The sequence below is a fragment of the Allobosea sp. GW821-FHT03A12 genome (genome assembly GCF_058986765.1).
The window spans coordinates 1-25983 of sequence record NZ_JBYSVZ010000001.1; the positions used below are offsets into that span (position 1 = coordinate 1).

Below are 25983 nucleotides of genomic sequence, written 5' to 3' on the forward strand. Positions count from 1 at the left end.
CGCGGGGTGGAGCAGCCCGGTAGCTCGTCAGGCTCATAACCTGAAGGTCGTCAGTTCAAATCTGGCCCCCGCAACCACTGAGAATGAAAGCCCTGTCTCTCCCTGAGACAGGGCTTTCGTTTGTTCGGAGCACAAGCTCAGGATTCTCGCCAGATCGCCGTGCAACTCACGCGTCACGCCGCCGGTGTCGCGCGGAGCGACCACAATTTGTTCGATCATCGAGTGGAGCGCCTCGATCACTTCAGCCCGCAGCTCCGGATCCTCCAGCAGGCTCTCCAGCTCTGCCACGCGACGGCGGTAGGCTTCCGCCAAGTTGGGATGGACCAGGACCGCAGGGCGTTCCGCGGGATCAGATAGCTCGGCGCTCAACAGCCGCTTCTCGTGATCCGAGACCATTTGCTGGATCGCCGGAGGTTGGAGTTTCCGGCCTTCGATCACAGCGGTGAGCTGTGCATGCCGCCGGGATTTTGCAGCAGGATCGTAGGCTTGTTGCCGATGGCCCCGTGCGGCCGATCCTCGTTATAGTATCTGAGCCAAGCCTCCATCTTTTCGGCCGCATCCGCAAGGGTCAGGAACCAGTGCGTGTTCAGGCACTCGCTGCGAAAGCGGCCGTTGAACGCCTCGATGAAGGCATTGTTGGTCGGCTTCCCTGGCCGTGAGAAGTCCAGGGTGACGCCCTTGGCATAGGCCCACAGGTCGAGGTCGCGGCTGACGAACTCGGAGCCCTGATTGACCCGGATCGTCCTCGGATAGCTCAGTTTCGCACAGACCCTTTCGAGCGTGGCGACGACGTTCTCCGCCCGGTAGCTGAAGCGCGGATCGACGGCCGGCGAGAAGCGCGAGAAGGTGTCGACCACCGTAAGAACCCGGATCTTGCGGCCGGTGGCGAGCTGGTCATGGACGAAGTCCATCGCCCAGACATCGTTGGGCCGCGTCGCCGGCGCGCGGTCCTCGCGCAGCTTCGCCTTGACCCGGCGCTTGGGCGTCTTGTTCCGGAGCTGCAAGCCTAACTCATTGTAGATCCTTCGAATCCGCTTCTGATTGACATGCCAGCCCTCGCGCCGCAGCAGCACGTCGACACGGCGATAGCCGTAGCGAACGCGGGTTTCGCAGATCGCCTTGATCCGGGCTGCCAAGGGGGCCTGGTCGGGCCGGCACGGTTTGTAGTGGTAGCTCGACGTGTCGAACTCAAGGACCGCACAGGCCCGCCGGATCGACACCTGCCACTCGCCACAGACCAGGCCGACGAGCTCGCGCTTGCGACCAGGCCTCAGAGCTTTCGGCGGATGACGTCCTGCAGCATCTCACGGTCCAGTGCGAGGTCGGCGACGAGCTTGCGCAGCTTCGCGTTCTCGTTCTCGAGTTGCTTCAACCGGCGCATCTCGGCCGGCAGCAGACCCTCGTACTTCTTCTTCCAGTTAAAGTAGGTTGCTTGGCTGATTCCGGCCCGCCGGCAGATCTCCGCCACCGGAAACCCGTCCGCGCCCTGCTTCAGGATGAACGCCTTCTGCGGGTCCGAGAACTTCGAATCCTTCATCGTCTTCCGCTCCTCCCAGCCCATGGGAAGCGACGCGGAAAACTCTAGCTCAAAGCGGTCCAGTTTTAAGGGCTCGGATCACGCGTTGGGCTGTCTGGAGCCTTCAGACTCGTTACGAAAGCGATTCCAGCGGAATGGCTGGCCATCCTAAGTACTTGGATCAGCGGTGCTCTTCTGATCATCGGTGTCCCCGTCATTCTTTTCGATATGGCGGTACAACTTGGGCTGCCTGGGCAACCGATCGGAATATGGTGCTGGGTAATGTCTATCCCCGTCAGCGTCGCTATCGCTGGCTTGGTGGGCATGGCTTCCAAAGTTGGGTTGAACCGAGCGATCAAGGCCTTTGCTCTTACAAATGGCCGTTAAGTGCGCTTCTGGATTGCGCCACTTCCGGACATCAGGGCCCCTCCTGAAAGCTGACGTTCCCAATGGACTGGCTTGCCTTCTTGCTCGATCCGACGCGAGTTCTTGGTCCGAGGGAGGACGATCGAGGGGATCGCCCGCGAGTTGTACGTCTCGCAGAACACGGTTCGGAGGTGCTGCACTCGGGCGCGACGTCCTTCGAGCACGAGCGGAACGTTCAGCCTCCGCCGAAGATCAGAGCGTGCCGTCCGGGAGCCGGATCGGCTGCTGATGGCGAACCACGGCAAACTCATGTGTTGCCGCGGCTTGCGCTGTCGCTTTCGTGTCGATTCCACAAAGCCGCGGCGAGAATACTCGCAAGCGTGGAATCGAGGAATTCGACACGATAATGCTCGCCGATGCTGAAGGCACCGATTTCTGCCCAGCCGGCGACGTGACCTCATCCAGGAATTCGGCTATGCGGTCGGCCTTAGCGGCTTATCACGCATGATCCCACTACATTGCCAACCGCAGCAGCAAGCCAGGCAATTTTTCGGGCAAGGTCTCGATCGACTTCAACTGAACGCAATTCTGGCGTCTGAAAATGCGGATTGCATAGGATTCGGCGTCCGAATCGAGGATGATTGAGAACACATCGATCCCGTCATTGCGTAGCTGGTGGACGGCCGCGCGCGCATCCTCGACCAGATAGCGTCGGTCATCGACGTCGATGTCGTGCGGCTCGCCATCGGTGATGATCAGGAGAAGCCGGCGGTAGTTCAGCTGCCGTTTCAAGTCCTTGCCGGCATGCCGTATCACCGCTCCGAGCCGCGTGGAATGGTGGCTTTGCAAGCCTGCCAGCCGGCCCTCGGCCGCCATGTCATAGCGGCCCGCGAAATCCTTGATCCGCTGATAGCCGATATCATCGCGTGTGTTGGAGGAGAATGCCGCAAGCGCGAAAGGATCGCCGAGCTCCACCATCGCCCGCGCCAGCAGGGCCACGGAAAGGCGTTCAGTCTCCAGCACCGTCTCGCCGCGACCACTGATGCGTTCCCCGGTGGAGGCGGAGCTATCGATGAGCACGAGGGTGGCGAGATCGCGGTGGCGGCGCTCATAGCGCCCATAGAGACGTTCCTCAGGCATCTGGCCGGAGCGCTGTGCAATCACGGCCTCGATTGCCGCGTCCATGTCGAGGAATTCGCCTTCCGCTTGCCGGTGAACCTGCTGCTGACGGCTGACCTTCGACGACCTGATGATGGCGGTCAGGCGGTTGGCGAGATCGGCGCGTTGCTCGATGGCGCGATGCAGCGCGGCAGGCGATGCCATAGGAACGGGCGGCTCACGGACCGTGCACCAGTCCGGCCGTTCGCGCCCGGTCACATAATCGAACTCCGGATAACGCGCGATGGCGACATCCTCGTTCGCCTCGACCATCGCTGCGCGGCCGCTCGAATCGTCGGGGATAGGGTCTGGCTCGGGGCGGCCGTCGTCGCCGTCGCGTTGCTCGAGGCGGGCGCCCTCGGCAGGCGCCTGCATCTCGTAGGGAACTTCGGGATTGTCGTCTCCGAAATCCCAGATGCCCATGTTGTCGTCGCGATAGGCTGGCTGCACGACATAGCTCTTAGCGTCGAACTGCAGCCGCATCTGGCCGATGTCATTGCCCAGGAGCCCGCCGATATGGCGGCTGAGCTGCTGGGAGCCGATGTCGATTGCGGCAGCCTCCTCGAAGAGTGCCCGGCCCTTGCTCACCCAGCCATGCGGGTCCTCGTAGGACGGATCGAGCAGGGACCGCGCCAGCCGTGCCATCAGCGTGATGGCAACCGGTGCGCCCTCTGGCCGTGCCACGTGAAAGCCCCGCCAAAGGGCGAACAGCCCCGGCATCTCACGCATGGCCAGCCGCTCGACCCGCGCATCCTCGATCAGCGAAACCAGCGCGAGCTGCAGCGGCTTCAGGCCGGTGGCCAAGAACTTCTTGCTGGTAAAGCAGTGATGCGCGCCGATATGGGCCAGCGTCGCGCGATGAAGCTGTTTCTGATCGCTCGCCGGAAAACCGGCATAGGATGGCGGCAGACGGATGCCGCCCCCACCGAAGCCGGCGCGCCGGCGCATCGCTTCGGGAGCGCCACCTGGCGTTTCGACGATCGGCGGCGAGATGGCCCAAACCGCGCGGAGATAGGGCTTGAGCCCGGGCAGCAATTCCGGCAGCGAAGCAGACGGATGCTGTCGTTCGAGCAGTTGGCGCGCTTCTGGGCTCTGCAGCGAAAAGAAGGCCAGCCGGCGAGCGTCGTCGCGGGCAAGATCGAGTCCCATGCGTGCAAAGGCCGCAAGACCCGTGAAGCCGAGCAGGTCGAGAACCTGAGAGCCGTTTTGCAGGAAGGCGCTCAGCATCTTCGGAGCACGCCTCGCGATGTCGTCGATCAGCTCGAGCCACGCTATGAGCTCGGATGGATCACGAGCAACCGTGGCGGCATGCAACGCCGCGTCCACCAGCAGGCAGGCCGCCCGGCGGCCGGCGCGAATTGCGACGAGCGAGACGGTTTCGCCGAGCCGGATCGCCTCGGCCGGCCCCGACCTCGTCGCGACGATCGGCCCGGCGCTGCGATAGGCGCTGGCCACGAGGTCGCCATAGCCGGCGTGGTCGATGCGCGCATGGGCTGCGCTCCAGCGCCCCTGCCATTCGGCCGGAAACGCTCGTACCGTCTCCTTTCGGCCCTCGGTGGTCGTCATGGCATCAGACGCAGGCCGCGATGGCACCCGTCAACGCATCGCGCAGATCGTCATCGTCGGTGATCGGGATCACGAGCGCGACCTGGCAGGCCTCCATGATCGGGACGCCGGCGGCGACCAGCAGGGCGGCGTTGACGAGCATCCTTGTCGAGGCGCCTTCGTCCAGCCCGCAGCCCTTGAGGTTGCGTGAGCGCGCGCCGATGCGCACCAGCGTCTCGGCGGTGCGCTTGTCGGAGCCGGCCTCTCGCATCACGATCTCGGCTTCGCCGGCCGCTTCAGGATAGTCGAAGGGGATGGCTGCGAAGCGCTGCTTGGTCGATTCCTTGAGGTCCTTGAGAACGCTCTGGTACCCGGGGTTGTAGGAGATCACGACCTGGAAGTCGGGATGGGCCTTCACCACCTCGTTCTTCTTCTCCAGCGGAAGGATGCGCCGGTCGTCCGTGAGCGAGTGGATGACCACGGTGGTGTCCTGCCGCGCCTCGACGATCTCGTCGAGATAGCAGATCGCGCCCTGGCGCACCGCCAGCGTCAGCGGCCCGTCATGCCAGACGGTGCCCTCGGCATCGAGCAGATAGCGCCCGACGAGGTCCGAGGCGGTCATGTCCTCATGGCACGACACGGTGACCAGCGGCCGGCCAAGGCGCCAGGCCATGTGCTCGACAAAGCGGGTCTTGCCGCAGCCGGTCGGCCCTTTCAGCATCACTGGCATCCGGCTGCGATAGGCAGCCTCGAACAGTCCGACTTCGCCTCCGACCGAGCGGTAGAACGGTTCCTTGGCGATGCGGTAGGCGTCCAGATTCGTCACGTCGTCAGGCCCTCGATGGTCGCGTGGCGGCTGTCACACGCACCGCCGCGCGCGCTGCGTCAGGATGCGAGGAGTTCCTTGAGCTTGTCGTCGAGAAACTTGATATCGACCGGATTGGTGCCTGGGCCGCCGGCGAAATGCCCCCAGATCGAGGGAATGGGGACGAAGCGCGCATTCGGCATGTTGTCGACCTCGTTGCGGCTATCCTCCGGCGGGAAATACAGATCCGTCTGGCCGGGCATGACGTAGGTCTTCGCCTTGATCGCGCCGAGCGCGGCCTTGTAGTCGCCGTTGTAGAGTTCGTTGGCCGAGATATCGCCGTTCTGCCAGGTCCACAGCATGGCCAACAGGTTGTTGGGATCCCGGTCGAGGAAGAAGCCCTCCCAGAAGGCGACCAGGAAGTCCTCGAGCGAGCTGTATCCCAGTGTCCTGATGTCCAGCTCCTCGCGATAGAAGGCCTGCGAGAAGCCCCAGCCGGCATAGACCCGCGCCGCTGCGCGCAGGCCCTTGTGGGGTTTGTCGACATACCAGCCGTCGCGGAAGGCATCGTCCGCGGTCAACGCCGCCTTCACGCCTTCGAGGAAGACGATGTTGTGGCGGGAGCATTTCGCCGAGCCGCAGAACGGCGCGAGCAGATCCATCATGTCGGGATAGAGCGCGCCCCAATGGAAGGTCTGCAGCCCGCCCATCGACCAGCCGGTGACGAGCCGCAGATGCTCGATCCCGAAATGCTCGGTCACCAGCCGGTGCTGCGCGCGGACGTTGTCATAGGCCGTCACCCTCGGAAAACGGGCGGCGTTATAGGGTTCGGGCGTGTTGCTCGGCGACGAGGACAGCCCGTTGCCGAACATGTTGGGGATGATGATGAAGTACTTGTCGGGGTCGAGCGCCATGCCGCGCCCGACCAGCCATTCATTGTCGTAGTGCTGGCCGGAATACCAGGTCGGGTAGACGATGGCATTGTCCTTGGCCGCGTTGAGCGAGCCAAAGGTCTTGTAGGCCAGCCTAGCATTGCGCAGCGTCGCGCCGCGCTGAAGGGCATGATCGCCCAGCTCGAAGATCTCGTAATCGGTCGTCATCGCGATAGTCTCTCAAATTGGGATGTCGATGGAACGGCCCGGTCAGGCCGGAGCGCGGTCCGCAGCTCGTCCGGCCGCGAAGGAGGTCAGGACGAGATGGGCGATGGCGGCGACGACGCCGGCGCTGATCGCCGTCGAGAGCTGGGGCGCATAGAACTCGACGATGAAGCCCACCGCCGCGCCGATCGCCCAGGAGACGAACGGCAGCGAGCGCCATTCCCTCTGCACCACCGATCCGTGCTTCAAAACATAGGCCTCGACGAGCAGGATCATGCCGATCGGCGGCACGATGATCCCGAGCAGCGACAGCCACTGAATGAAGAAGGCCCAGACATTGCCGGCGGCGATGGCGATGCCGACGAGGCCGAGGATGACGGCCATCAGGCGCATCTTCGAGCGCAGGATGCGCGACCAGCCGGTCGCGGCGTTGTAGAGGCAGTGCGAGCAGACGGAGCCGAGATTGATGTAGAGGAACAGGAAGGCGAGGGCACCGAGCCAGCCGATCTGCAGCTTGTTCATGTAGCCGAACATGTTGTCGGCGCCGAACGGGTTGGCGTTCGGCACGGCGAGCGCAGCCGTCATGATGCCGCCGACGAGCATCGCGACGAGGTTCGAGACCGGGAAGGCCGAGAACGTCGCGATCAGCGAATGGCTGCCGGTCTTCGACCATCTGTTGAAGTCGGCGGTCACGGTGCCAGCGTCGATGAAGAGCGCGATCACGACGGTCAGGCCGACGCCCATCGACATCGTCGCGACGCCGTTGTTGCCGGCATAGGCCCAGATCGCCTCGAAGCTGGTGGTACCGGCGGCGTGCACGACAACGAAGAGGCCGAGCACGAAGAACAGCGGGACGGAGACCATGCCGATCAGATGCAGGCCGCGCACGCCGACGAAGGTGATCCCGATATAGAGCAGCCCCGCGACGATGGTCATCGCGACATAGTTCAGCCCGTAAGTGCTGGCGACGAGCGCGCCGGTGATGCCGGTCTGGACGGCGAACCAGCCGAGCAGCAGGGTCGAAAGCAGGCCGGAGGCGAGCGCATAGCCCTTCGTGCCGAAGACACGCGAAGCGATCAGCGCGAAGTTCATGCCGCTGCGGGTCGCCGACAGGCCGAGCGCGCCGACATAGGAGAGCATGATCAGGTTGCCGATGATCATGGCGACGAGCGCACGGGAGAAGCCCATGCCCAGAACCAGCAGCGAACCGGTCATGGCGCCGGTGATGATCATCGGGAACCCGGCCCAGACCATCACCATCGAGAACAGGCTGCGCCGGGCCGCCATTGGTACCGGCTCGTGCTCGTATTCCTCGCCGAGCACGTGATCGGCGTCGGACGGCGCAGCCGCGCCCGGTCCTGCGGAATGTGTGGACACCGCGAATCCCCCTTTTTCGTTGTCGGATGTTTGGTCGCGCCGCCCGGCGCCGGCGCGCCGGGCGCGTCTCGTTCGGTTCAGCGATGGGCTGATGTGTTCGGAATGCCGTCGATCGGACACTCGTCGGTGCCGACGGTCGTGCGCGTCATCGCCTCGACCATCTCGCGCGTGCCTTCGGGATCGTTGATCCATTTGGCGTAGAAGTTGTAGGGGCAGGCCGCAGTGCCCTTGTCGCCGTCGCCGGAGTTGATCATGCCGGTGTAGCCCCGGTGCAGCAGCTTGAAGAGATGGTTCTGCGACTGGCCGTTCTTGCGGGCATCGCGGATCGCCGATACCGAGAGCTGGGCGTACTGGATGCCGTTCTCCTCGGTGCCGCACTCGCCGAGCGTGCGGCCGTCGAAGCCGACGATCGCCGAATGGCCGAAATAGGAATAGACGCCGTCGAAGCCCGAAGCGTTCGCAACCGCGACATAGACGTTGTTCGCCCAGGCCATCGATTTCGAGATCTGCACCTGCTGCTCCTTGGCCGGGTACATGTAGCCTTGGCAGCGGATGATCAGCTCGGCGCCGCGCATGGCGCAGTCGCGCCAGATCTCGGGGTAGTTGCCGTCGTCGCAGATGATCAGGCTGATCTTCAGGCCCTTCGGCCCTTCCGAGACATAGGTGCAGTCGCCGGGATACCAGCCCTCGATCGGGACCCAGGGCATGATCTTGCGATATCTCTGGACGATCTCGCCCTTGTTGTTCATCAGGATGAGCGTGTTGTAGGGCGCCTTGTTGGGATGCTCCTCATGGCGCTCGCCGGTCAGCGAGAACACGCCCCAGACATTCGCCTTCCGGCAGGCGGCGGCGAAAATCTCCGTCTCCTCACCCGGAATCTGCGAGGCGGTCTCATACATCTCCTTGGAATCGTACATGATTCCATGCGTCGAATATTCCGGGAAGATCACCAGATCCATGCCCGGCAAGCCGACCTTCATGCCCTCGATCACCGCAGCGATATTGCGCGCATTGGCGAGCACCTCCTGCTTGGTATGCAGGCGCGGCATCTTGTAGTTCACGACGGCGACGCCGACGGTGTCCTTACTGCTCGTAATATCGCCGTGATACATGGTCTGGCCTCCTTGGGTTGCCCGTCTCAGACGACGAGGTAGCGATGGATGAGATCTTCGGAGAGCGCTTCGATGCGGTCGCTGACCGCAACGCTGCCCCGGTTGAGCATCGCAAAACGGTGCGATGCGCGACGCGCGAAGGTGATGTTCTGCTCGACGAGGATGATCGACAGGCCGCGCTTGCGGTTGAGGTCGATCAGGATGTCCTCGATCTGCTCGACGATGTTGGGCTGGATGCCCTCCGTCGGCTCGTCGAGCAGCAGGATCTTGGGTTGGGACAATAGCGCGCGGGCGATGGCGAGTTGCTGCTGCTGGCCGCCGGACAGATTGCCGCCGCGCCGGCCAAGGAAGTCCCGCAGGATCGGGAAGAGCTCGAAGACGTAATCCTGGATCCGCCGTTCCGAGGTCTCGGCGGCGTAGGTTCCCAGCAGCAGGTTCTCGCGCACGGTGAAATCGGGCAGGATGCCCCGGCCTTGCGGCACGTACCCCAGTCCGGCCTTGGCGCGGCGATGCGTCGGCAGCTCGCCGATCTCGCTGCCGTCGAGCCGGATCGAGCCCGAGGTTTTCGACATCAGGCCGAGAATCGTGCGCAGCAGCGTCGTCTTGCCGACGCCGTTGCGCCCGAGCACGCTGACGAACTCGCCCTTGCCCACGCTCAGCGAGACCGATTGCAGGGCGCGGCTGCGGCCGTAGAAGCCATCGACATTGGTGAGCTCAAGCATGGCCGATGCCTCCCGAGCCGAGATAGGCCTCGCGAACCTGCGGATCGTCGGAGACCTCGTCGGCCGTGCCCTGCGCCAGCAGCCTGCCTTGGTGCATCACCGAGATCGTCTCGGCGATGTCGCGCACGAAGCCCATGTCGTGCTCGACCACGATCAGCGTGTGCTTGCCGCGCAGCGTGTTGAAGAGCTGGGCCGTCTTCTCGGTCTCGTGAGCGGTCATACCCGCGGTCGGCTCGTCCATCAGGATGAGCGGCGGGTCCTGCGCCAGGATCAGCGCGATCTCGAGCCATTGCGTCTGGCCGTGCGAGAGCTGCGCCGCCTGCTTGTCGAGATCGTCCGAGAGGCCGACGAGCTCGGCCAGGCGCTCGAGGCGTTCACGATCAGCCGCTCCGCCGAATTTGCCGAGATTGCGCAGGACGCCGTATTGGCGTGAGCTGCCGATCTCGAGATTGTCCCGCACGCTGAGCTCGCGGAAGACGCTCGGTACCTGGAACTTGCGGCCGATGCCGGTCCGGGCGATCTCGAATTCGCTGAGCTGGTGGATCTCCCTGCCGTCGAAGACGATCGCGCCGGACGAGATCCGCGAACGACCGCAGATCAGATCGAGCGTCGTGGTCTTGCCGGCGCCGTTGGGGCCGATCAGGCAGCGCAGCTCACCCCGGTTGACCGAGAGGTCGAGGCCAGCCACGGCGACAAAGCCCCCGAAGGATACGGTGACGTTGCGCAGAGCGAGCTGCGCCTGTGCCGCGCCGGTCATGCCGTCCTCCCTGCGGGAGCACCGGCGGCACCGACGGGGTGGGGCGGCTGCGCCGCGGCCTTCTGGGCTGTATCGCGGCGGCGCAGGCCGGAGACGATGCCGGCCAGTCCGCGCGGCATGAACAGCACGATCAGGACGAACAACCCGCCCATTACCAGCGTCCAGGTGCTGAGGAAGGTCTCCGATTCCGACAGGCTCCCCTGCACGCCCGTCACCAGGAGCGCGCCGAGCATGGCGCCGAGCAGGCTCTGGCGGCCACCGACCGCGGCCCAGATGACGATGGACAGGCTGAGCGGCACGCCGAGAAAGGTCGGCGAGGCAAACTCCATCACGATCGTGTAGAGCATGCCGGCCAGGCCAGCGATCGCGGCGGAGGCCGCAAAGACGAAGGTCTTGTAGCGGGCGACGTCATAGCCGAAGAAGCGGACGCGCTCCTCCTGATCGCGGATCGCCTGCAGGATCAGCCCGGTCTTCGAGCGCGTCACCGCGAGCGCGGTGAAGAGCGCCAGCGTCAGGCTGCCCGCGACCAGGAAATAAGTCGAGCGCGCATAGGCGTCGAAGGTGATCCCCAGCACCTCGAAGCGTGCGAGGTCGGTGATGCCGTTGAAGCCGCCGGTGTAGCTCTGCTGGTCGATGATGATCAGGTTGACCACGACCATCGCGGCCAGGGTGATGATCGCCGAATAGACGCCGGTGACACGTCCTCCGAACATGAACCAGCCGAGCAGCGCGGCAAAGGCGGCGGGAACGAGGACGCCAGCCGCGACGGCGAAAGGCAGCGACTGGAACGGCCACCAGATCCAGGGCAGTTCGGTGACGTTGTTCCAGACCATGAAGTCCGGCAGTCCCTCTGCGCCGGTATGGATCGGCACGGTCTTCAGCTTCAGCGCCATCGCCATGCAATAGGAGCCGAGGCCGAAGGTCGTCGCCTGACCGAGGTTGAGGATGCCGGCATAGCCCCAGGACAGGCTCAGCGCGACGGCGAGCATGCCGAAGATCAGGTAGCGCGCGAACTTGTTGAGCAGGAAGGCGTCGTCGATGAAGGCCGGGACCAGGAGGAGTGCCAGGCAGACGGCTCCATAGATCGACAGCTGCAGGATCGGTTTGTTTGACATCGGCAAGCTTCGTTTCATGAAGGTGTCAGGCGCGGATGCGGGGCGTGAAGAGCCCCTGCGGCCGGAAGCGGATGATGACGACAACCGCGGCGAGCACGAGCGCCTTGGCGATGGTGTCGTTGCTGAGATAGGCGAGCGCGCCGGTGAGCTCTCCGAGCAGGCCGGAGCTGACGACCGTGCCGAACAGGCTCTGGACGCCGCCGACTACGACGACCATGAAGGCGTCGACGACATAGCCCGTGCCCATCTCCGGCGAGACGCTCTTGAGCGGCGAGATCAGCGCCCCGGCCAGCCCGGCGATGCCGGCGCCGTAGGCGAAGGTCAGCCGATAGGCGCGGCCGGCATTGATGCCGAAGCTCGAGGCGATCTGGCGGTTCTGGGTGATTGCCCGCAATTGCAGGCCGATCGAGGTATGGCGGTAGACATACCAGGTCAGGGCGAACAGCCCGAGGGCGACCCCCAGCACGAATAGGCGATAGGCGGAATCGGTGGCGCCGAGAATGTTGATGCTTCCGGAGAGCGCCGCCGGCATCTGGACATAGCGCAATTCTCCGCCCGCCAGCAGGCGCACGATCTGCTGGGCCATGACGCCGAGCCCCCAGGTCGCGAGGATGGTGTCGAGCGGCCGGTCGTAGAGATGCCGGATGACCAGATATTCGATGGCGAGGCCCAGCAACGCCACCGCGATGAATATCGGGATCAGGCTGGGCAGCAGGCCCCAGCCGAGCTGGGTCTGCAACAACCAGGCGCAATAAGCCCCGAGCATCACGAACTCGCCATGGGCGAGGTTGATGACGCCGGTGACGCCGTAGATGATGGCAAGACCGAGCGCGACGAGCAGCAGGATCGACGACAGGCTGAGCCCGGTCAGCAGCTGAGAAACGACGAAATCCATGACGAACCTGTCCGGAGGCGTGCAGGGTGGCCGCCTGAGGCGGCCACCGGCGAAATCGAAAGATCAGATTTCCTTCAGCCCTTCGGCCGTGCACTTCTGGTTCGGATAGGCGCTGTAGGGGTTCGGCTCGAGCCAGTTCGCTGATTGCTTCAGGATCTTGAACTGCCCATCCGACTGGCATTGGCCGATCTTGGGATGCAGCCAGCAATGCAGGTTCTCGGGCTCGACCTTGACCAACCCCTGGGGCGCCTGGAACTGCTCGCCCTTCAGGGCCTCGCGGATGGTGAGCGGGTTGATGTCGCCCGCCTTCAGCTTCGCCACAGCCTGCTTGAACAGATGGACCTGGAAATAGGACGATTCAGACACGAAATGCGTGACCTTGTCGGCGCCCCAGCGCTTCCGATAGGCCTCGACGAACCGCCTGTTCTCGGGGGATTCGTGCACCATGAAATAGGGTGCCGAGGTGAAGTGGCCGGCGGCCGCATCACCGCCCATCGCCGCAACCTCGTTTTCCGAGGTGGTCAGGCTCGCCATCGGCATCGTCGCCGGGTCGAGGCCGGCGGCGCGGTATTGCCGGTGCAGCGCCACGACCGAATCTCCGACCACGGTGGAGAAGATCACGTTCGGCTTCTCGGAGCGGAACTTGTTGATCACCGACGAGAATTCGGAATGGCCGAGCGGGACGTATTCCTCGGCGATCACCTCGGCGCCGAGGCTCTTCAGCAGCTTCTTGCAGTAGTTGTTCTCTTCCTTCGGGTAGATGTAGTTCGAGCCGATCATGTACCAGCGCTTGCCGAACTTCTCGACCAGCCAGGGCACGAAGTCGTCCTGCTGCTGATTGGGGACGGCGCCGGTATAGATGACGTTCTTCGAGCACTCGCGGCCCTCATAGAGCGTCGGGTAGAAAAACAGGTTCGCCTGCCTCTCGAAGACCGGCAGGACCGCCTTGCGGCTGGCAGAGGTGTAGGACCCGAACACCGACACGCATTTGTCGCTGAGCACGAGCTTGCGGGCCTTCTCGGCGAAGGTCGCAGGGTCGGATGCCGGATCCTCGACGACCGGCACGATCTTCATGCCGTTGACGCCGCCGGCAGCGTTGATCTCCTCGATTGCCATGATCGTCGCCTTGTTTAGCGACTCCTCGATGATGGCGGTGGTGCCGGTCAGAGAGAAGAGGACGCCGACCTTGATCTGCCCGCTCTGGGCATAGGCCAGCGAAGCGTTCTTCGACCAGATATGCGGGAATCCTGCGGCGGTGAAAGCACCCGCCGCGGTAGCGTGTTTGATGAATGTGCGCCTGTCGTTTTTCACCCTCTTCCCCTTTTTTCTTGCAAAAGAAAAAGCCCCGAGCGGCGCCGCCCGGATGGGCGGAGTCGTTCGGGGCTTCTTCGCCTCGGAATGTGGAATGCGGCAGCTTCGCCGCGCAAACGCGTATCGAACTGGGCCTAGAAAACAAAAAACCCCACGCTGCGCTTCCGCGACTGCGTGGGGGCGTCATGACCCGTTATGTGCCGACGGCGTCCTTGCCGTCTTGAAACTGTAACGACGCTAACTGAGCAGATCATGCGAGTCAATCACGGCCGTGGCGACGGCCGCGATGGTGACGCGCTTCTCCATGGCCTGCTTGCGCAGGAAGTTATAGGCCTCGTCCTCGGTCAGGTTCTTGAGCCGGATCAAGAGCACCTTGGCGCGCTCGACGACCCGCATCGTGCGCAGATTCTCGTCGAGCTTGTCGATCCGTCCGCGCAGGCGACGCTCGTACTGAAAATGCTCGCGCGCCAGCATCAGCACTGATTGGATCGCCCGCGACGAGGCCGGATAATGCAGCAGGCCGTGCGCGGCGCAATTGTGGATGAGCTTGAGATTCAGCGGCGCCTTGCCGTCGTCGACCAGGATCAGCGCCGAGGAAGGCTCGCCCGGAACCCACGGGATGCGCTGCGGCAGGTCCGCGGAGAGCGCGCAAAAGATGGCGTCGTATTGCAGCGGAATCTGGGACGGCAGCGGCCAGATATGCCGCACCGTGACGCGCTGGCGTTGCAGCTCGCGGATGAGGAACTCGCCATGATCGTCGCGCTCGACCATCACGGCGATATTGAGCTCCGGTTCGACGGAACCCTGCCGCGCCGGCCGTTCGGAAACGGCGGTGCGTGGATCGGCGGGATGCGACCCGCCAGCACGTTCGTATGCGTACCCTGACATCGCCATGAAGCTGGTCGCCTCTTTCCCCGTCGCGGCCATTGGCCATTCCCGTCTGGTCAGCACAGCTCGAGCGCGCGGCCTTGCCCCATCAGATAGGGGTCCGACTTCACGCTTGTGGCGGACTGGAAGACGATATCGAACTGTCCGTTGCGGTTGGCGCGTCCGATCCGCGTCCAGACATCGGCGTGCCCCCAGACCGGATTGATCGAGACGCAGCCTTGCGGCGCGTCGAATTCGGCACCCATCACCCAGGAACGCAAGCAGCGCGTATCCAGCGAGTTCGTTGCTTCGAGCGACTTCGCGAAGACATTGACCTGGAAGTAGGACGCTTCCAGGCACATGTTCGTCGGCTCGTCGTCGCCGTAGCGCTTGTGATACTGGGCGACGAAGTTCGAATTGCGCTCGTTCTCGACGCATTGGAAATAGGCCGCCGCGGTGTAGTGGCCCTCGCCGACATCGTGACCCATCGCCCGGATCTCGGCCTCGGTCGTGGTCAGGCTGGCGATCGGGACCGTCTTCGGGTTGAGGCCGAGGTCGTGATAGGCCTGATAAAGGAAGGTGGTGGACTCGCCGACGACGGTCGAGAAGATGACGTCGGGCTGGGCGCGCTTGATCTCGCGCAGCAGGGGTACGAACTCGCTGCGGTCCGCTTCCAGCCGCAAATACTGCTCGCCGACGACCGTGCCGCCATTGTTGCGGACGAGATCGCGCATCACCCGGTTGGATTCGCGCGGGTAGATGTAGTCGGACCCAATGAAGAAGAAGCGGGTACCAAATTGCTGCATCAGCGCGCGGCAGAGCTGCACGGAATTCTGGTTCGGCGTCGCGCCCGTGTAGATGACGTTGGGCGAAAACTCGAAGCCCTCGTAAAGCGTCGGGTACCAGAGCAAGCCGTCGAGCCGCTCGACCACGGGCAGGACGGCCTTGCGACTTGAAGAGGTGTAGCAGCCGAAGATCGTGCTGACCCCGTCCTCGACCATCAGCCGCTTGGCATATTGCCCATAGGAGCGGGCATCCGAGCCAGGATCGTAGATAACCGGCTCGATCGGCCGGCCGTGAATACCACCGCGATCGTTGATCTCGTCGATCGCGATCAAAGTTCCGCGCAGCTGCGTCTCTTCGATGACCGACATGAAGCCGGTCCGCGAAAACAACACGCCCACACGCCACGGAGCGGAGGTCCGCTCTGCGCAACGAATCGCTTTTCCCATCGATTCTTTTCTCCTCCCGCGTCCCTCAACGCGTCGGGCGGCATCTCGTTTTTTGCGCTCGCCCTGAGTAATCCCCTAGACAGCCCCCTCCGGCCGTTCTTCCGCCAAACAAAAATGCCCCCACGACCGGACGGAGTCCGATCGATGGAGGCAGCATCGCCTGTTATGTTTCCGCAGCTTCATTGCTGCGTCTGAAACGGTAGTTAGGCAGATGCTAGTTGCAGGACACCGGGCATGTCAACGAGATGCCCGGGGCTCACTGCACCTTGCTCGACGTACAGGCGTATCAGTTGGCCTGCTTCCGGTTCCCCGTCCGCTCGGAACTAAAAAGTTCCGGTCTGGCAACACGGGCTGCGGAAGGAGGTTGTCGGCCCGATGCGATGCAGCCCCCGCTGCATTGCTCTTCCTGCTTTTGCATGTCGCAAGTAGGGTCAGTTCGGTGCCGTTGTCGCTGACGACCATGAGCCACGGCCGCGAAGGGGATAAGCGCATCGAGCTCGCCGGCGACTCGGTAGGGTTCGCGAACCAGATCGCCCGAGAGCGGACATTCCGAAAGCCCGTTAAGGGCTAGTAGCGGAACCTTTTCGCAAATGCCCTCGGTGGTTTCAGGCCCCCGCAACCAATATCCAGAGAAAAACCCCGTCGCATCCGCGGCGGGGTTTTCGCGTTCAAGGCGCACGGTCAGCGCTTGCCTAAAAACTCTGCCAACTGCGCGACGAAGACCAGCTTCTCCGGATCGTCAATGTCATCGGCGGCTTGCACGATGCGGGCCCGCAGCGCCGCTGCTGGCCCCGTCCTGTACCGCTCCTGCTCGGCATCCTTGAAGCCAGCCGCCTCTATCGGCTGCCCCATCCCGGTCGTGAGCGTTCCTTGCCGCAAGCCCAAGATACTGGCGAACCGCTTCAGCGTTTCGGAGCTCTGGCGTTGTGAGCCGCTTTCATAGAGAGCGTACTGCTCCGCACTCAATCCGAGCGCGCGTGCCATCTCGCCCCGGCCAAGCCCAAACGCGAGCCGGCAACGCCGCATCCGGCGCCCGACTATACGGTTGACCTGCTCTATCCAGCTACGATCCATCCGGAGTCCTCAGCTCCACACTTGTAGCGTGCATGATAAGATTTGGTGCAGTCAATAGCTGTGCCTTGCGGCTGCGCCTATCATCCTGCCTCATGTCAACAGCGGCACAACTGACTGATCGAAATACCATCGGCCGACCGCTCGTCCGACAAGCGTGGCATCATTGCGTTCAGTGTGGTGTTCCGCCGCTCCTCGATCAGCCCCGCAATGAAGACTTCATGCGCATCGAGGCGCGAAAGCGCGCTGCCGGCTTCTCACCCGCGCCGTTGTCTCACCGAACTGGGCCCGTGCGATCCATCGGATCGCCGTCACGATCCCGACACCGAAACGGACCGCTCCCTGCCGGGCCGATAGCCCCTCGTCCGAAGCCTTCAAAACGCGTCCACGCAGATCATCGCTCAATGCTCGTGCCATCGCCCGCTTCATCAACGGTCAAGTTGAAGCGGCCTGATGACCCCTCATCACTTCACGGTGGATTCAAATATGGCCGAACATGCCCTACACGCGGCCTCCCTTGTGAAGCAGCGTCAGGTAGAGATCGCGGATTCTTTGCCGATCTGCTGGATCTTCAATCGATCTGAGGTCAAGTATCACCGCTTCAGTCTGCTGGTCGTTGGAACCTCTCGCGATCTCGGGCGAGGCCTCTGCCATGTCTGCTATGTAAGTAGCTTGCGGGGGCATCGCCAAGCTGCGCTCCGGGGAGACAGGTGCGCTGGTTGATCGCTCGAAGCTCTCAAAACTCGTTCCCCAAAGCACTTCAATCGCTCTCACGAACCAAAGAGGAATCAGGTCCTTTCCCGTCTCATATTTGGAAATTTGCTGCTGGCTGACGCTGGTAGAGCCAGCAAGGCGAATCTGTGTCAACCTCAGCGCTTTGCGGCAGGCCTTCAAGAAGGCCATCGCGCATTCATTGGAAGGCCCTTTCCTCGCCCTCGGCATGCTCCCCCCGGAACCGCTGACGGCTTGAAGGGAGCGTTTCCAAAATGAGCCGAACAACGAATTGCAGGTCGCGTGAGGAAATCTGAGCAACCTGAGGTTGAAGTCAGAGCATTCACATCAGTTCCCAGGGATGTGCGGCCTGTCGTAGTCCCGGCGGGGATGGTCGCGCGAAAGAGCTGTCCCGGCGTCACCGGAGCCATCTCCCTTGACGATCTGGAGGCCGACGCGGTGCGGCGCAGCAAGCGACACTGTACGAGGAGCCATTCGCAGCGCTCATGCCGGCGCTCACCTCATCTTATCGTGATCGACTAACCGGCTGCTGCTCCTCTTGTTCAACCGACGGGAAATTTGCCACGATGCTGCCCTGACGATCGGCCCGTCTGGTCGCGAGGGCTCGGCACATGAGATGGCAGGTTCTGGCATCGGTCGTCGGCTTGGCGTTATCGCTCGGCGCCTGCAATGAGCGGCAGGCCGCTGCGCCCCAGGCTCCGCCGCCACCCGCGGTGAGCGTGGCTCCCGCCAGCAAGAAAGGCGTGAGCTGGACCTATTCCTTCGTCGGCCGGATCAAGGCCCCGGAAAGCGTGGCGCTGATAGCCCGCGTCCAGGGCTTCCTCGACAAGGTGGAGTTCACCGAAGGGCAGGACGTCAAAGCCGGGGACCGGCTCTACCAGATCGAGAAGGTGCAGTACCAGGCGGCGCTCGCTCAGGCCGAAGCCAATGTGGCCTCCGCCAAGGCGGCCGAGCTCAACGCGCAGCTCACCTACAACCGCTCGCTGGACCTGGTGAAGACCCAGGCCGTGTCCCAGGCGACGCTCGACACCAATCGCGCCAATCTCGATATCGCCCATGCCCAGGTGCTGCAGAGCCAGGCTGCCCTGACCCAGGCCAAGGAAAATCTCGGCTATACCGATCTCATCTCGCCGATCGCCGGCCGCATCGGCCGCACGGCCTATACGCAGGGCAACCTCGTCGGCCCCAGTAGCGGCACGCTCGCCACTATCGTCAGCCAGGACCCGATGTATGTCCTGTTCCAGGTCAGCGTGCGTCAGCTTGAAGACATCCGGGAGCAGCGCAAGCAGGAGGATGGCGGCCAGTCGAAGATCGCGATCGTCGTGCGCTTGCCGTCCGGCAAGGAATACGACCACCCCGGCGTCTGGAACTATACCGATCCCCAGGTCGACCAGACCACCGATACGGTGACCATGCGCGCGACCTTGCCCAATCCCGAGCGCCGGCTCATCGACGGCGAGTTCGTCTCGGTCGAGGTGCGCGAGCGCAGCGCGCAGGCACGCGTCGTCGTGCCGCAAGCCGCGGTCCAGGTCGATCAGGCCGGCAGCTACGTCCTGATCGTCGACAAGGACAACAAGGTCCAGCAGCGACGGATCAAGCTGGGGCCGCAGCAGGATGCCGATATCGTCGTCGAATCCGGGCTCGCCGAAGGCGAGAACGTCATCGTCGACGGCATCCTCAAGGTGCGCCCGGGGCTGACCGTCAATCCCACGCCGATCGCTCCGGCCAGCGGGAGCAGGACGTGATCTCGTCTGTCTTCGTCGACCGGCCGCGGCTTGCCTTCGTCATCTCGATCGTGATCACGCTGGCGGGCATTCTCGCCATTTTCTCGATCCCGGTGGCGCAGTTTCCCGATATCGTCCCACCACAGGTCTCGCTGACGGCGAGCTATCCGGGCGCAGATGCGGAGGTGGTCGAGACCACTGTCGCGCAGCCGATCGAGCAGCAGATCAACGGTGTCGACAACGCGCTCTACTACCAGTCGACCAGCGGCGCCGACGGCAGCTATTCGCTCAACATCACCTTCGCGCTCGGCACCAACCCGGACATCAACACCGTTAACGTCCAGAACCGTGCCTCGCTCGCCACGCCGCAATTGCCGTCCGAGGTGTCGCGCCAGGGTTTGACGATACGCAAGAAATCGGCAGCCCTGCTGCAGGTGGTCACGGTCCATTCGCCCAAGCACAGCTTCGATTCGCTCTATCTGAGCAATTACGCCACCATCAACATCGTCGACGCGCTCGCCCGCATCCCCGGCGTCGGTCAGGTCAGCCTGTTCGGACCGCTCGACTATTCGCTCAGGGTCTGGATCGATCCGACGAAGCTGACCGCGCTGAACCTGACGCCGAACGACATCATCAACGCGGTGCAGGGTCAGAACGTGCAGGCGGCGCTCGGCCGCATCGGCGCTGCGCCCGTCAGCAGCGACCAGCAATACCAGCTCACCGTCAAGACCCAGGGCCGCCTGACAAAGCCCGAGGAGTTCGGCAACATCGTCCTGCGGACCAATCCCGGCGGGTCGGTCGTCCGCGTCAGGGATGTCGCGCGGGTCGAGCTGGGCGCCCGCACGGCCGACCGCTACAGCCGCTTCAATGGCGCGCCGGGCGCGGCGATGGGCATCTACCAATCGCCTGGCGCGAACGCCATCGACGTCGCCAAGAAGGTGCGGGCGACCATGGAGACTCTGTCCAAGCGTTTCCCGGACGATCTCGCCTACAGCGTCTTCTTCGACACCACCGTCTTCGTGAGCGCGACGATCGACGAGGTCATCAAGACGCTGCTGGAAGCTTTCGTTCTGGTCGGCATCGTCGTCTTTCTCTTCCTCGGCAAGCTTCGGACGACGATCATCCCGCTGATCGCGGTGCCGGTCTCGATCGTCGGCACCTTCGCGGTGATGCTGATGATCGGCTACACCGCCAATACGGTGTCGCTGCTCGCTCTGGTGCTCGCCATCGGCATTGTCGTGGACGATGCCATCGTGGTCATCGAGAATGTCGAGCGCGTCGTCGAGGAGGAGCCGCAGCTCACCATCGCCGAGGCGACGAAGAAGGCGATGGCCGAGATCACCGGCCCGATCATCGCCATCACCTTCGTGCTGCTCGCCGTGTTCGTGCCGGTCGCCTTCATCCCAGGCATCAGCGGCCAGCTCTTCCGGCAGTTCGCCGTCGCCGTCTCGGTCGCGATGCTGATCTCGGCGGTCAACGCCCTGACGCTGAGCCCGGCGCTCTGCTCGATCCTGATCACGCGCAGCCATGGCAGCGGCGGCCCGATGCGCTACGTGATGAGCGGCATCGACAAGGTCCGCGACGGCTACGCCTCGATCGTCAGGCGCCTCGTCAGGGTGGCGGTCGTCGTCGTCCTGCTGCTGGCAGGCATCGTGGCCACGACCGGCTGGCTGTTCGTCACCACCCCGCAGAGCTTCCTGCCGGAGGAGGATCAGGGCGCCTTCTTCATCGCCATGCGCCTGCCCGAGGGCGCCTCGGTGAACCGGACGGCGGCCGTGGTCGAACAGGTCGAGAGCATCGTGCGGCCGATCGCCGGGGTCGAAGGCGTGCTTTCGGTCGTCGGCTTCAACTTCATCGACGGCCTGGCCTCGTCGAACCAGGCTTTCTTCGTCGTGCGGCTGAAGCCGTTCGAGGAGCGCACGGATCCGGCCCAGAGCGCCGGAGCCATCATCCGCACCCTGCAGCCGCGGCTCGCCGCCGTGCAGCAGGCGACCGTCTTCCCCTTCAACCTGCCGCCCATCATCGGCCTCGGCAGCACCGGCGGCTTCCAATATGTGCTCGAGGCGCTGCAAGGCCAGTCGCCGACCGATATCGCCGCGACGATGCGCGCCTTGCTCGTCGCCGCCAACCAGCAGCCCGAGCTCGCGGCGGTGTTCAGCACCTTCGCCGCCGATACGCCGCAGATCTATCTCGACATCGATCGTGACAAGGCGCAGGTGCTCGGCATCAGGATTTCCGACGTCTTCAACGCCCTGCAGGCCACGCTGGGCGGCTATTACGTCAACGACTTCAACATTTTCGGGCGGACCTGGCAGGTCAATATCCAGGCCGAGACGCCTTTCCGCCGTGCCGTCACCGACATCGGCAAGATCTATGTGCGCAACAGCGCCGGCACGATGGTGCCGATCAACGCGGTCGCGCAAGTGCGGCTCGTCACCGGTCCGCAGGCCCTGACGCGCTATAACGGCTATCGCGCAGTGATCATCAACGGCTCGCAGAAGCCGGGCGTCAGCTCGGGCGAAGCCTTGACCGCGATGGAGCGCATTTCCGCCACGACGCTGCCGCCCGGCTACGGCTTCGAGTGGACCGGCACCGCCTTGCAGGAGAAGGCGGCGAGCGGCGGGACCGCGATCGTGCTCGCGCTCGCCGTGCTCTTCGCCTATCTTTTCCTCGTCGCGCTCTACGAGAGCTGGAATGTGCCGGTCGCGGTCCTGCTCTCGGTCACGGTCGCGATCATGGGGGCCGTCGCCGCGATCGCGATCAGCGGCGTCAGTCTCGGCGTCTACGCGCAGATCGGCCTGGTGGTCCTGATCGCGCTCGCGGCCAAGAACGGCATCCTGATCGTCGAGTTCGCCCTCGAGCAGCGCGCCAAGGGCGAGTCGATCCAGGAATCCGCCATTTCCGGCGCAAGACTGCGTTTCCGCCCGGTGATGATGACGAGTTTCGCCTTCATCCTCGGGCTGCTGCCCCTCGTCATCGCCGCCGGTGCCGGTGCGCTCAGCCGCCGCGCGGTCGGCACGCCGGTCTTCGGCGGCATGCTCTTCGCCTCGCTCTTCGGCATCTTCCTGGTCCCGATGCTCTACGTCGTCTTCCAGTGGATGCGCGAACGCACGAACGGCAAGGCGAAGGAAGAACCAGTATGAACGGGCTTGGCTGCGTGCCGGTCGATCAAATCAAATAATTTCCTTGCCGTTCAACGACCCACGGTGGGCGACCTCGCGCAGTTCAACCCGTCCTGCTCGGTGCAATGCACAGGGCGGAGTTCCTGACAAACCATAGCAGCGGCGTTGCCTATGCTAGGCTCGATGCGACCGCTCGGAGATCAGCCCATGACGACCACAGCCGGACAGATCCATATCGGCATCGGCGGCTGGGTGTTCGAACCCTGGCGCGGCACCTTCTATCCCGACAAGCTCTCGCAGAAGCGCGAGCTCGAATATGCGTCGAGCAAGCTGACCTCGATCGAGATCAACGGCACCTATTACGGCTCGCAGAAGCCGGAGAGCTTCGCCAGATGGCGGGCGGAGACGCCTGACGGATTCGTCTTCGCGCTGAAGGGCTCGCGCTTCTGCACCAATCGCCGCGTGCTGGCTGAAGCCGGTCCCTCGGTCGAGAAGTTCGTGACCTCCGGCCTCAGCGAGCTCAAGGAGAAGCTCGGCCCGATCAACTGGCAGTTCATGGCGACCAAAGCCTTCGATCCCGCCGATTTCGAGGCCTTCCTCAAGCTTCTGCCCAAGGATGTCGACGGCGTCAGGCTGCGGCATGCCGTCGAGGTCCGCCATCCGAGTTTCCGTTCGCCGGACTTCGTCGCGCTGCTGCGCGAATACGGCGTCGCGGCGATCACCTCGGGCGATTCCGACTTCCCGCAGATCGCCGACATTACCGCGCCCTTCGTCTACGCGCGGATCATGGGCACCAAGGAGGCGGAGGCGCAGGGCTATCCCGGCAAGCAGCTCGACGCCTGGGCCGGCCGTGCCCAGGCATGGGCGAAAGGTGGTTCGCCGGATGATCTGGAGCTGGTCGCGCCGGCTGCGGAGAAGACGCCGCGCGACGTCTTCCTCTATGTCATCAGCGGCGACAAGGTCCGCAATCCCGCCGCGGCGATGGCGCTGATCGAGCGCGTCGGCGGCTGAGGCTCACTGCGCGGCCTCCCGGGCCGCGGGCTCTTGGCAGACATCGACCCATTCTGCGCCGGTGAGCGCAGCCATCCGCTCCGGGCTGATGCGCACCGCCGTCTGTGTCGAGCCGGCCGCGGGCACGACTTCGTCGAAGACCTTCAGTGAGACGTCGCAATAGACCGGCAGCGGGGTCGGGAGCCCGAACGGGCAGACACCGCCGACCGGGTGGCCGGTGAGGGCGACGACTTCGTCGAGATCGAGCATGCGCGGCTTGGCACCGAAGGCGGCCTTGGTCTTCTTGTTGTCGAGGCGGGCATCGCCGCGCGTCACCAGCAGGACGACGCGCTCGCCGAGGCGGAAGGACAGGGTCTTGGCGATGCGCGCCGGCTCGACGCCGAACGCTTGCGCCGCCAGCGTCACCGTGGCGCTGCTGCCGTCGGTTTCGAGGATGGCGATCTCGGGAGCATGCTCGGCGAAGAAAGCGCGGACGGATTCAAGGCTCACGACACTTTCCTTCCAAAGCGCCACCAGATCAGGGATGCCACCAGCGCCGGCACGCCGAAAACGACGAGCAGGATCGGGGCCTCCTGCAGGAAGCTGTAGCCGGCCCGGGTGATGCCGATGATCAGATTGATCACCGAGACGGCGAACCAGAGCGGGATGAACAGCTTCATCGCGAAGACGATCGGGTGTCGTCCGCCTGTGTTCAGCCGTGGCGCGATCAGAAGCAGGATGCCGAGCAGGGCGAAGCCGGCGGCGATGACCTTGACGGTGTGCATGCCGGCTTCTCCTTCGCCTCAGTGCCGGAAATGGCGATGGCCGGTGAAGACCATGGCGAGGCCGGCCTCGTCGGCGGCCTTGATCACCTCGTCGTCGCGCATCGAGCCGCCGGGCTGGATCACCGCGGTGGCGCCGGCCTCGGCCGCGGCAAGCAGGCCGTCGGCGAAGGGGAAGAAGGCGTCGGAAGCGACGACCGCGCCCTTGGCCAGGCTCTCCGCTGCGCCGGCCGCCTTGGCGGCTTCGCCAGCCTTCCAGGCGGCGATGCGCGAGGAATCGACGCGGCTCATCTGGCCGGCGCCGACACCGACTGTGGCGAGGCCCTTGGCATAGACGATCGCGTTCGACTTGACGTGCTTGGCGACGCGGAAGGCGAAGCGCAGATCGGCGAGCTCGGCCTCGCTCGGCTGGCGCTTGGTCACGACCTTGAGCTCCATGTCGTCGACCACGGCGTTGTCGCGCGCCTGGGCCAGGAAGCCGCCGGCGACGGTGCGCAGCGACAGGCCGGCCTTGCGCACATCCGGCAGGCCGCCAGTCAGCAGCAGGCGCAGATTCTTCTTGGCGGCAACGAGCGCGATCGCCTCCTCGTCGGCGTCGGGAGCGATGATCACCTCGGTGAAGATCTCGACGATCTTCCTGGCCGCTTCCGCATCGAGCTTGCGGTTCAGCGCGACGATGCCGCCGAAGGCCGAGACCGGGTCGCAGGCGAGGGCCCGTTCATAGGCCTCGAGCAGCGAAGCGCCCTCGGCGACGCCGCAGGGATTGGCATGCTTGACGATGACGCAGGCGGCGGTGCAAGCGGGATCGAATTCGGCGACGCATTCGAAGGCGGCGTCGGTGTCGTTGATGTTGTTGTAGGAGAGCTGCTTGCCCTGGACCTGGCGCGCGGTGGCGACGCCCGGGCGCTGCTCCGGCGTGCGGTAGAAGGCGGCCCATTGATGCGGGTTCTCGCCATAGCGCATGGTCTCAGCAAGGTTGCCGCCGAGCGCGCGGAAGGCCGGCGAGGTATCGCCGAGCTCGTTCGCAAACCAGTTCGAGATCGCGGCGTCATAGGCGGCGGTGCGCGAATAGGCCTTCTGGGCCAGCTTGCGGCGCAAAGTCAGCGTGGTCGCGCCCTTGTGCGTCTCGAGATCGGCCAGCACGGCGGCATAGTCGGCGGCCTCGACCACGACGGCGACATCGTTGTGGTTCTTGGCGGCGGCGCGGATCATCGCGGGTCCGCCGATATCGATGTTCTCGATGCAGTCGTCATAGGGCTTGCCGGCGGCGACCGTCTCCTCGAACGGGTAGAGGTTGACGACGAGCAGGTCGATCGGCGCGATGCCGTGGCCGAGCATCGAGGCCTGGTGCTCGGGGTGCGAGCGGATGGCGAGCAGGCCGCCATGCACCTTGGGATGCAGCGTCTTGACGCGGCCGTCCATCATCTCGGGGAAACCGGTCAGGTCGGAGACGTCGGTGACGGCAAGGCCGGCCTCGGCGATCGCCTTGGCGGTGCCGCCGGTCGAGACCAGGGCGATGCCCATGCGGGAGAGGGCGCGGGCGAAGTCGATCAGCCCGGTCTTGTCGGAAACGGAAAGCAGCGCGCGTTCGACGCGGCGGAGTTCGTTCGGCATGAGAGGATGAGGTCCGGGTTAATAGCGGCGCGGCCGCGGAAATGCTCGCGCGCGCCCTATCACGCCCGGGCTT

The 25983-nt window shown here is 64.3% G+C and carries 21 protein-coding genes, 1 tRNA gene and 1 pseudogene; 4 read left to right on the forward strand and 19 right to left on the reverse strand.

The window, feature by feature from the left end; genetic code table 11:
* Positions 1 to 77 (forward strand) — tRNA-Met (locus tag AC3WLC_RS00005).
* Between the two features lie 357 nt (positions 78 to 434).
* On the opposite strand, the gene AC3WLC_RS00010 is transcribed toward AC3WLC_RS00005, so the two are convergent.
* The 16 genes and pseudogenes from AC3WLC_RS00010 to AC3WLC_RS00085 form a co-directional block, all read right to left on the reverse strand.
* Positions 435 to 1537 (reverse strand): IS3 family transposase gene (locus AC3WLC_RS00010; protein ID WP_493681904.1). Its coding sequence is split into 2 segments (ribosomal slippage): positions 435 to 1276 and positions 1276 to 1537, totalling 1104 coding nucleotides; the frame shifts between segments, so codons are not numbered across the junction.
* A gap of 858 nt (positions 1538 to 2395) precedes the next feature.
* On the reverse strand, positions 2396 to 4606 hold the full coding sequence (locus tag AC3WLC_RS00015; RefSeq protein ID WP_493681905.1) for a nitric oxide reductase activation protein NorD: 2211 nt from the start codon (positions 4604 to 4606) through the stop codon (positions 2396 to 2398).
* 4 nt (positions 4607 to 4610) lie between these two features.
* The gene (locus AC3WLC_RS00020; protein ID WP_493681906.1) at positions 4611 to 5411 is read right to left on the reverse strand and encodes a CbbQ/NirQ/NorQ/GpvN family protein; all 801 of its coding nucleotides are present in this window, start codon (positions 5409 to 5411) and stop codon (positions 4611 to 4613) included.
* Positions 5412 to 5470: 59 nt separating this feature from the next.
* Positions 5471 to 6490: an alpha/beta fold hydrolase gene (locus AC3WLC_RS00025; protein ID WP_493681907.1), complete on the reverse strand. Its 1020-nt coding sequence runs from the start codon at positions 6488 to 6490 to the stop codon at positions 5471 to 5473.
* A 42-nt stretch (positions 6491 to 6532) separates the two neighbouring features.
* The gene (locus tag AC3WLC_RS00030) at positions 6533 to 7864 is read right to left on the reverse strand and encodes a purine-cytosine permease family protein (protein ID WP_493681908.1); all 1332 of its coding nucleotides are present in this window, start codon (positions 7862 to 7864) and stop codon (positions 6533 to 6535) included.
* Between the two features lie 77 nt (positions 7865 to 7941).
* Entirely contained in the window at positions 7942 to 8976 is a 1035-nt protein-coding gene (locus tag AC3WLC_RS00035; RefSeq protein WP_493681909.1) for an aliphatic amidase, read from the reverse strand.
* A 26-nt stretch (positions 8977 to 9002) separates the two neighbouring features.
* Positions 9003 to 9698, reverse strand: a complete 696-nt coding sequence (gene urtE, locus AC3WLC_RS00040) for an urea ABC transporter ATP-binding subunit UrtE (protein ID WP_493681910.1) — start codon at positions 9696 to 9698, stop codon at positions 9003 to 9005.
* Positions 9691 to 10455 carry an urea ABC transporter ATP-binding protein UrtD gene (gene urtD, locus AC3WLC_RS00045; protein WP_493681911.1) on the reverse strand — a complete coding sequence of 255 codons (765 nt, stop codon included), beginning with the start codon at positions 10453 to 10455 and terminating at the stop codon, positions 9691 to 9693. Before urtD ends, urtE begins: the two co-directional genes overlap by 8 nt.
* Complete coding sequence (gene urtC, locus AC3WLC_RS00050; protein ID WP_493681912.1) at positions 10452 to 11570, reverse strand: urea ABC transporter permease subunit UrtC; 1119 nt, start codon at positions 11568 to 11570, stop codon at positions 10452 to 10454. The genes urtD and urtC overlap by 4 nt, the downstream gene beginning before the upstream one ends.
* A 25-nt stretch (positions 11571 to 11595) precedes the next feature.
* Positions 11596 to 12465 carry an urea ABC transporter permease subunit UrtB gene (urtB, locus tag AC3WLC_RS00055; RefSeq protein WP_493681913.1) on the reverse strand — a complete coding sequence of 290 codons (870 nt, stop codon included), beginning with the start codon at positions 12463 to 12465 and terminating at the stop codon, positions 11596 to 11598.
* A 63-nt stretch (positions 12466 to 12528) separates the two neighbouring features.
* Complete coding sequence (locus AC3WLC_RS00060) at positions 12529 to 13776, reverse strand: transporter substrate-binding domain-containing protein (protein ID WP_493681914.1); 1248 nt, start codon at positions 13774 to 13776, stop codon at positions 12529 to 12531.
* Between the two features lie 237 nt (positions 13777 to 14013).
* Entirely contained in the window at positions 14014 to 14703 is a 690-nt protein-coding gene (locus tag AC3WLC_RS00065) for an ANTAR domain-containing response regulator (RefSeq protein ID WP_493681915.1), read from the reverse strand.
* A 17-nt stretch (positions 14704 to 14720) separates the two neighbouring features.
* Positions 14721 to 15875 (reverse strand): transporter substrate-binding domain-containing protein, encoded by a 1155-nt coding sequence (locus tag AC3WLC_RS00070; protein WP_493681916.1) that lies wholly within the window; start codon positions 15873 to 15875, stop codon positions 14721 to 14723.
* 681 nt (positions 15876 to 16556) lie between these two features.
* Positions 16557 to 16949 carry a helix-turn-helix domain-containing protein gene (locus AC3WLC_RS00075; RefSeq protein ID WP_493681917.1) on the reverse strand — a complete coding sequence of 131 codons (393 nt, stop codon included), beginning with the start codon at positions 16947 to 16949 and terminating at the stop codon, positions 16557 to 16559.
* A gap of 137 nt (positions 16950 to 17086) precedes the next feature.
* A pseudogene (locus AC3WLC_RS00080) lies at positions 17087 to 17363 on the reverse strand (IS630 family transposase); the annotation flags it as partial.
* An 84-nt stretch (positions 17364 to 17447) separates the two neighbouring features.
* Entirely contained in the window at positions 17448 to 17849 is a 402-nt protein-coding gene (locus AC3WLC_RS00085; RefSeq protein WP_493681918.1) for a helix-turn-helix domain-containing protein, read from the reverse strand.
* 440 nt (positions 17850 to 18289) lie between these two features.
* Between AC3WLC_RS00085 and AC3WLC_RS00090 the strand changes: the two genes are divergently transcribed.
* From AC3WLC_RS00090 to AC3WLC_RS00100, 3 genes are all read left to right on the forward strand, one after another.
* On the forward strand, positions 18290 to 19423 hold the full coding sequence (locus AC3WLC_RS00090; RefSeq protein WP_493681919.1) for an efflux RND transporter periplasmic adaptor subunit: 1134 nt from the start codon (positions 18290 to 18292) through the stop codon (positions 19421 to 19423).
* Complete coding sequence (locus AC3WLC_RS00095; protein ID WP_493681920.1) at positions 19420 to 22545, forward strand: efflux RND transporter permease subunit; 3126 nt, start codon at positions 19420 to 19422, stop codon at positions 22543 to 22545. The genes AC3WLC_RS00090 and AC3WLC_RS00095 overlap by 4 nt, the downstream gene beginning before the upstream one ends.
* 186 nt (positions 22546 to 22731) lie before the next feature.
* Complete coding sequence (locus AC3WLC_RS00100) at positions 22732 to 23535, forward strand: DUF72 domain-containing protein (protein ID WP_493681921.1); 804 nt, start codon at positions 22732 to 22734, stop codon at positions 23533 to 23535.
* Between the two features lie 3 nt (positions 23536 to 23538).
* Here AC3WLC_RS00100 and AC3WLC_RS00105 read toward each other — a convergent pair whose 3' ends face one another.
* The 3 genes from AC3WLC_RS00105 to purH are packed head-to-tail and all read right to left on the reverse strand — an operon-like array spanning position 23539 to position 25910.
* Positions 23539 to 24024 (reverse strand): YbaK/EbsC family protein, encoded by a 486-nt coding sequence (locus AC3WLC_RS00105; RefSeq protein ID WP_493681922.1) that lies wholly within the window; start codon positions 24022 to 24024, stop codon positions 23539 to 23541.
* Complete coding sequence (locus AC3WLC_RS00110) at positions 24021 to 24299, reverse strand: hypothetical protein (protein ID WP_493681923.1); 279 nt, start codon at positions 24297 to 24299, stop codon at positions 24021 to 24023. The genes AC3WLC_RS00105 and AC3WLC_RS00110 overlap by 4 nt, the downstream gene beginning before the upstream one ends.
* An 18-nt stretch (positions 24300 to 24317) precedes the next feature.
* Positions 24318 to 25910: a bifunctional phosphoribosylaminoimidazolecarboxamide formyltransferase/IMP cyclohydrolase gene (purH, locus tag AC3WLC_RS00115; RefSeq protein ID WP_493681924.1), complete on the reverse strand. Its 1593-nt coding sequence runs from the start codon at positions 25908 to 25910 to the stop codon at positions 24318 to 24320.
* Positions 25911 to 25983 lie beyond the last annotated feature (73 nt).

Bases quoted from the DNA above. Each gene is read 5' to 3' on its own strand.
- urtE (WP_493681910.1), bottom strand. From the start codon at position 9,698: ATGCTTGAGCTCACCAATGTCGATGGCTTCTACGGCCGCAGCCGCGCC.
- urtC (WP_493681912.1), bottom strand. From the start codon at position 11,570: ATGTCAAACAAACCGATCCTGCAGCTGTCGATCTATGGAGCCGTCTGC.
- urtB (WP_493681913.1), bottom strand. From the start codon at position 12,465: ATGGATTTCGTCGTTTCTCAGCTGCTGACCGGGCTCAGCCTGTCGTCG.
- AC3WLC_RS00070 (WP_493681916.1), bottom strand. From the start codon at position 15,875: ATGGGAAAAGCGATTCGTTGCGCAGAGCGGACCTCCGCTCCGTGGCGT.
- AC3WLC_RS00100 (WP_493681921.1), top strand. From the start codon at position 22,732: ATGACGACCACAGCCGGACAGATCCATATCGGCATCGGCGGCTGGGTG.
- AC3WLC_RS00065 (WP_493681915.1), bottom strand. From the start codon at position 14,703: ATGGCCGCGACGGGGAAAGAGGCGACCAGCTTCATGGCGATGTCAGGG.
- AC3WLC_RS00110 (WP_493681923.1), bottom strand. From the start codon at position 24,299: ATGCACACCGTCAAGGTCATCGCCGCCGGCTTCGCCCTGCTCGGCATC.
- purH (WP_493681924.1), bottom strand. From the start codon at position 25,910: ATGCCGAACGAACTCCGCCGCGTCGAACGCGCGCTGCTTTCCGTTTCC.
- AC3WLC_RS00025 (WP_493681907.1), bottom strand. From the start codon at position 6,490: ATGACGACCGATTACGAGATCTTCGAGCTGGGCGATCATGCCCTTCAG.
- AC3WLC_RS00085 (WP_493681918.1), bottom strand. From the start codon at position 17,849: ATGGCCTTCTTGAAGGCCTGCCGCAAAGCGCTGAGGTTGACACAGATT.
- AC3WLC_RS00035 (WP_493681909.1), bottom strand. From the start codon at position 8,976: ATGTATCACGGCGATATTACGAGCAGTAAGGACACCGTCGGCGTCGCC.
- AC3WLC_RS00090 (WP_493681919.1), top strand. From the start codon at position 18,290: ATGAGATGGCAGGTTCTGGCATCGGTCGTCGGCTTGGCGTTATCGCTC.
- AC3WLC_RS00015 (WP_493681905.1), bottom strand. From the start codon at position 4,606: ATGACGACCACCGAGGGCCGAAAGGAGACGGTACGAGCGTTTCCGGCC.
- AC3WLC_RS00075 (WP_493681917.1), bottom strand. From the start codon at position 16,949: ATGGATCGTAGCTGGATAGAGCAGGTCAACCGTATAGTCGGGCGCCGG.
- urtD (WP_493681911.1), bottom strand. From the start codon at position 10,455: ATGACCGGCGCGGCACAGGCGCAGCTCGCTCTGCGCAACGTCACCGTA.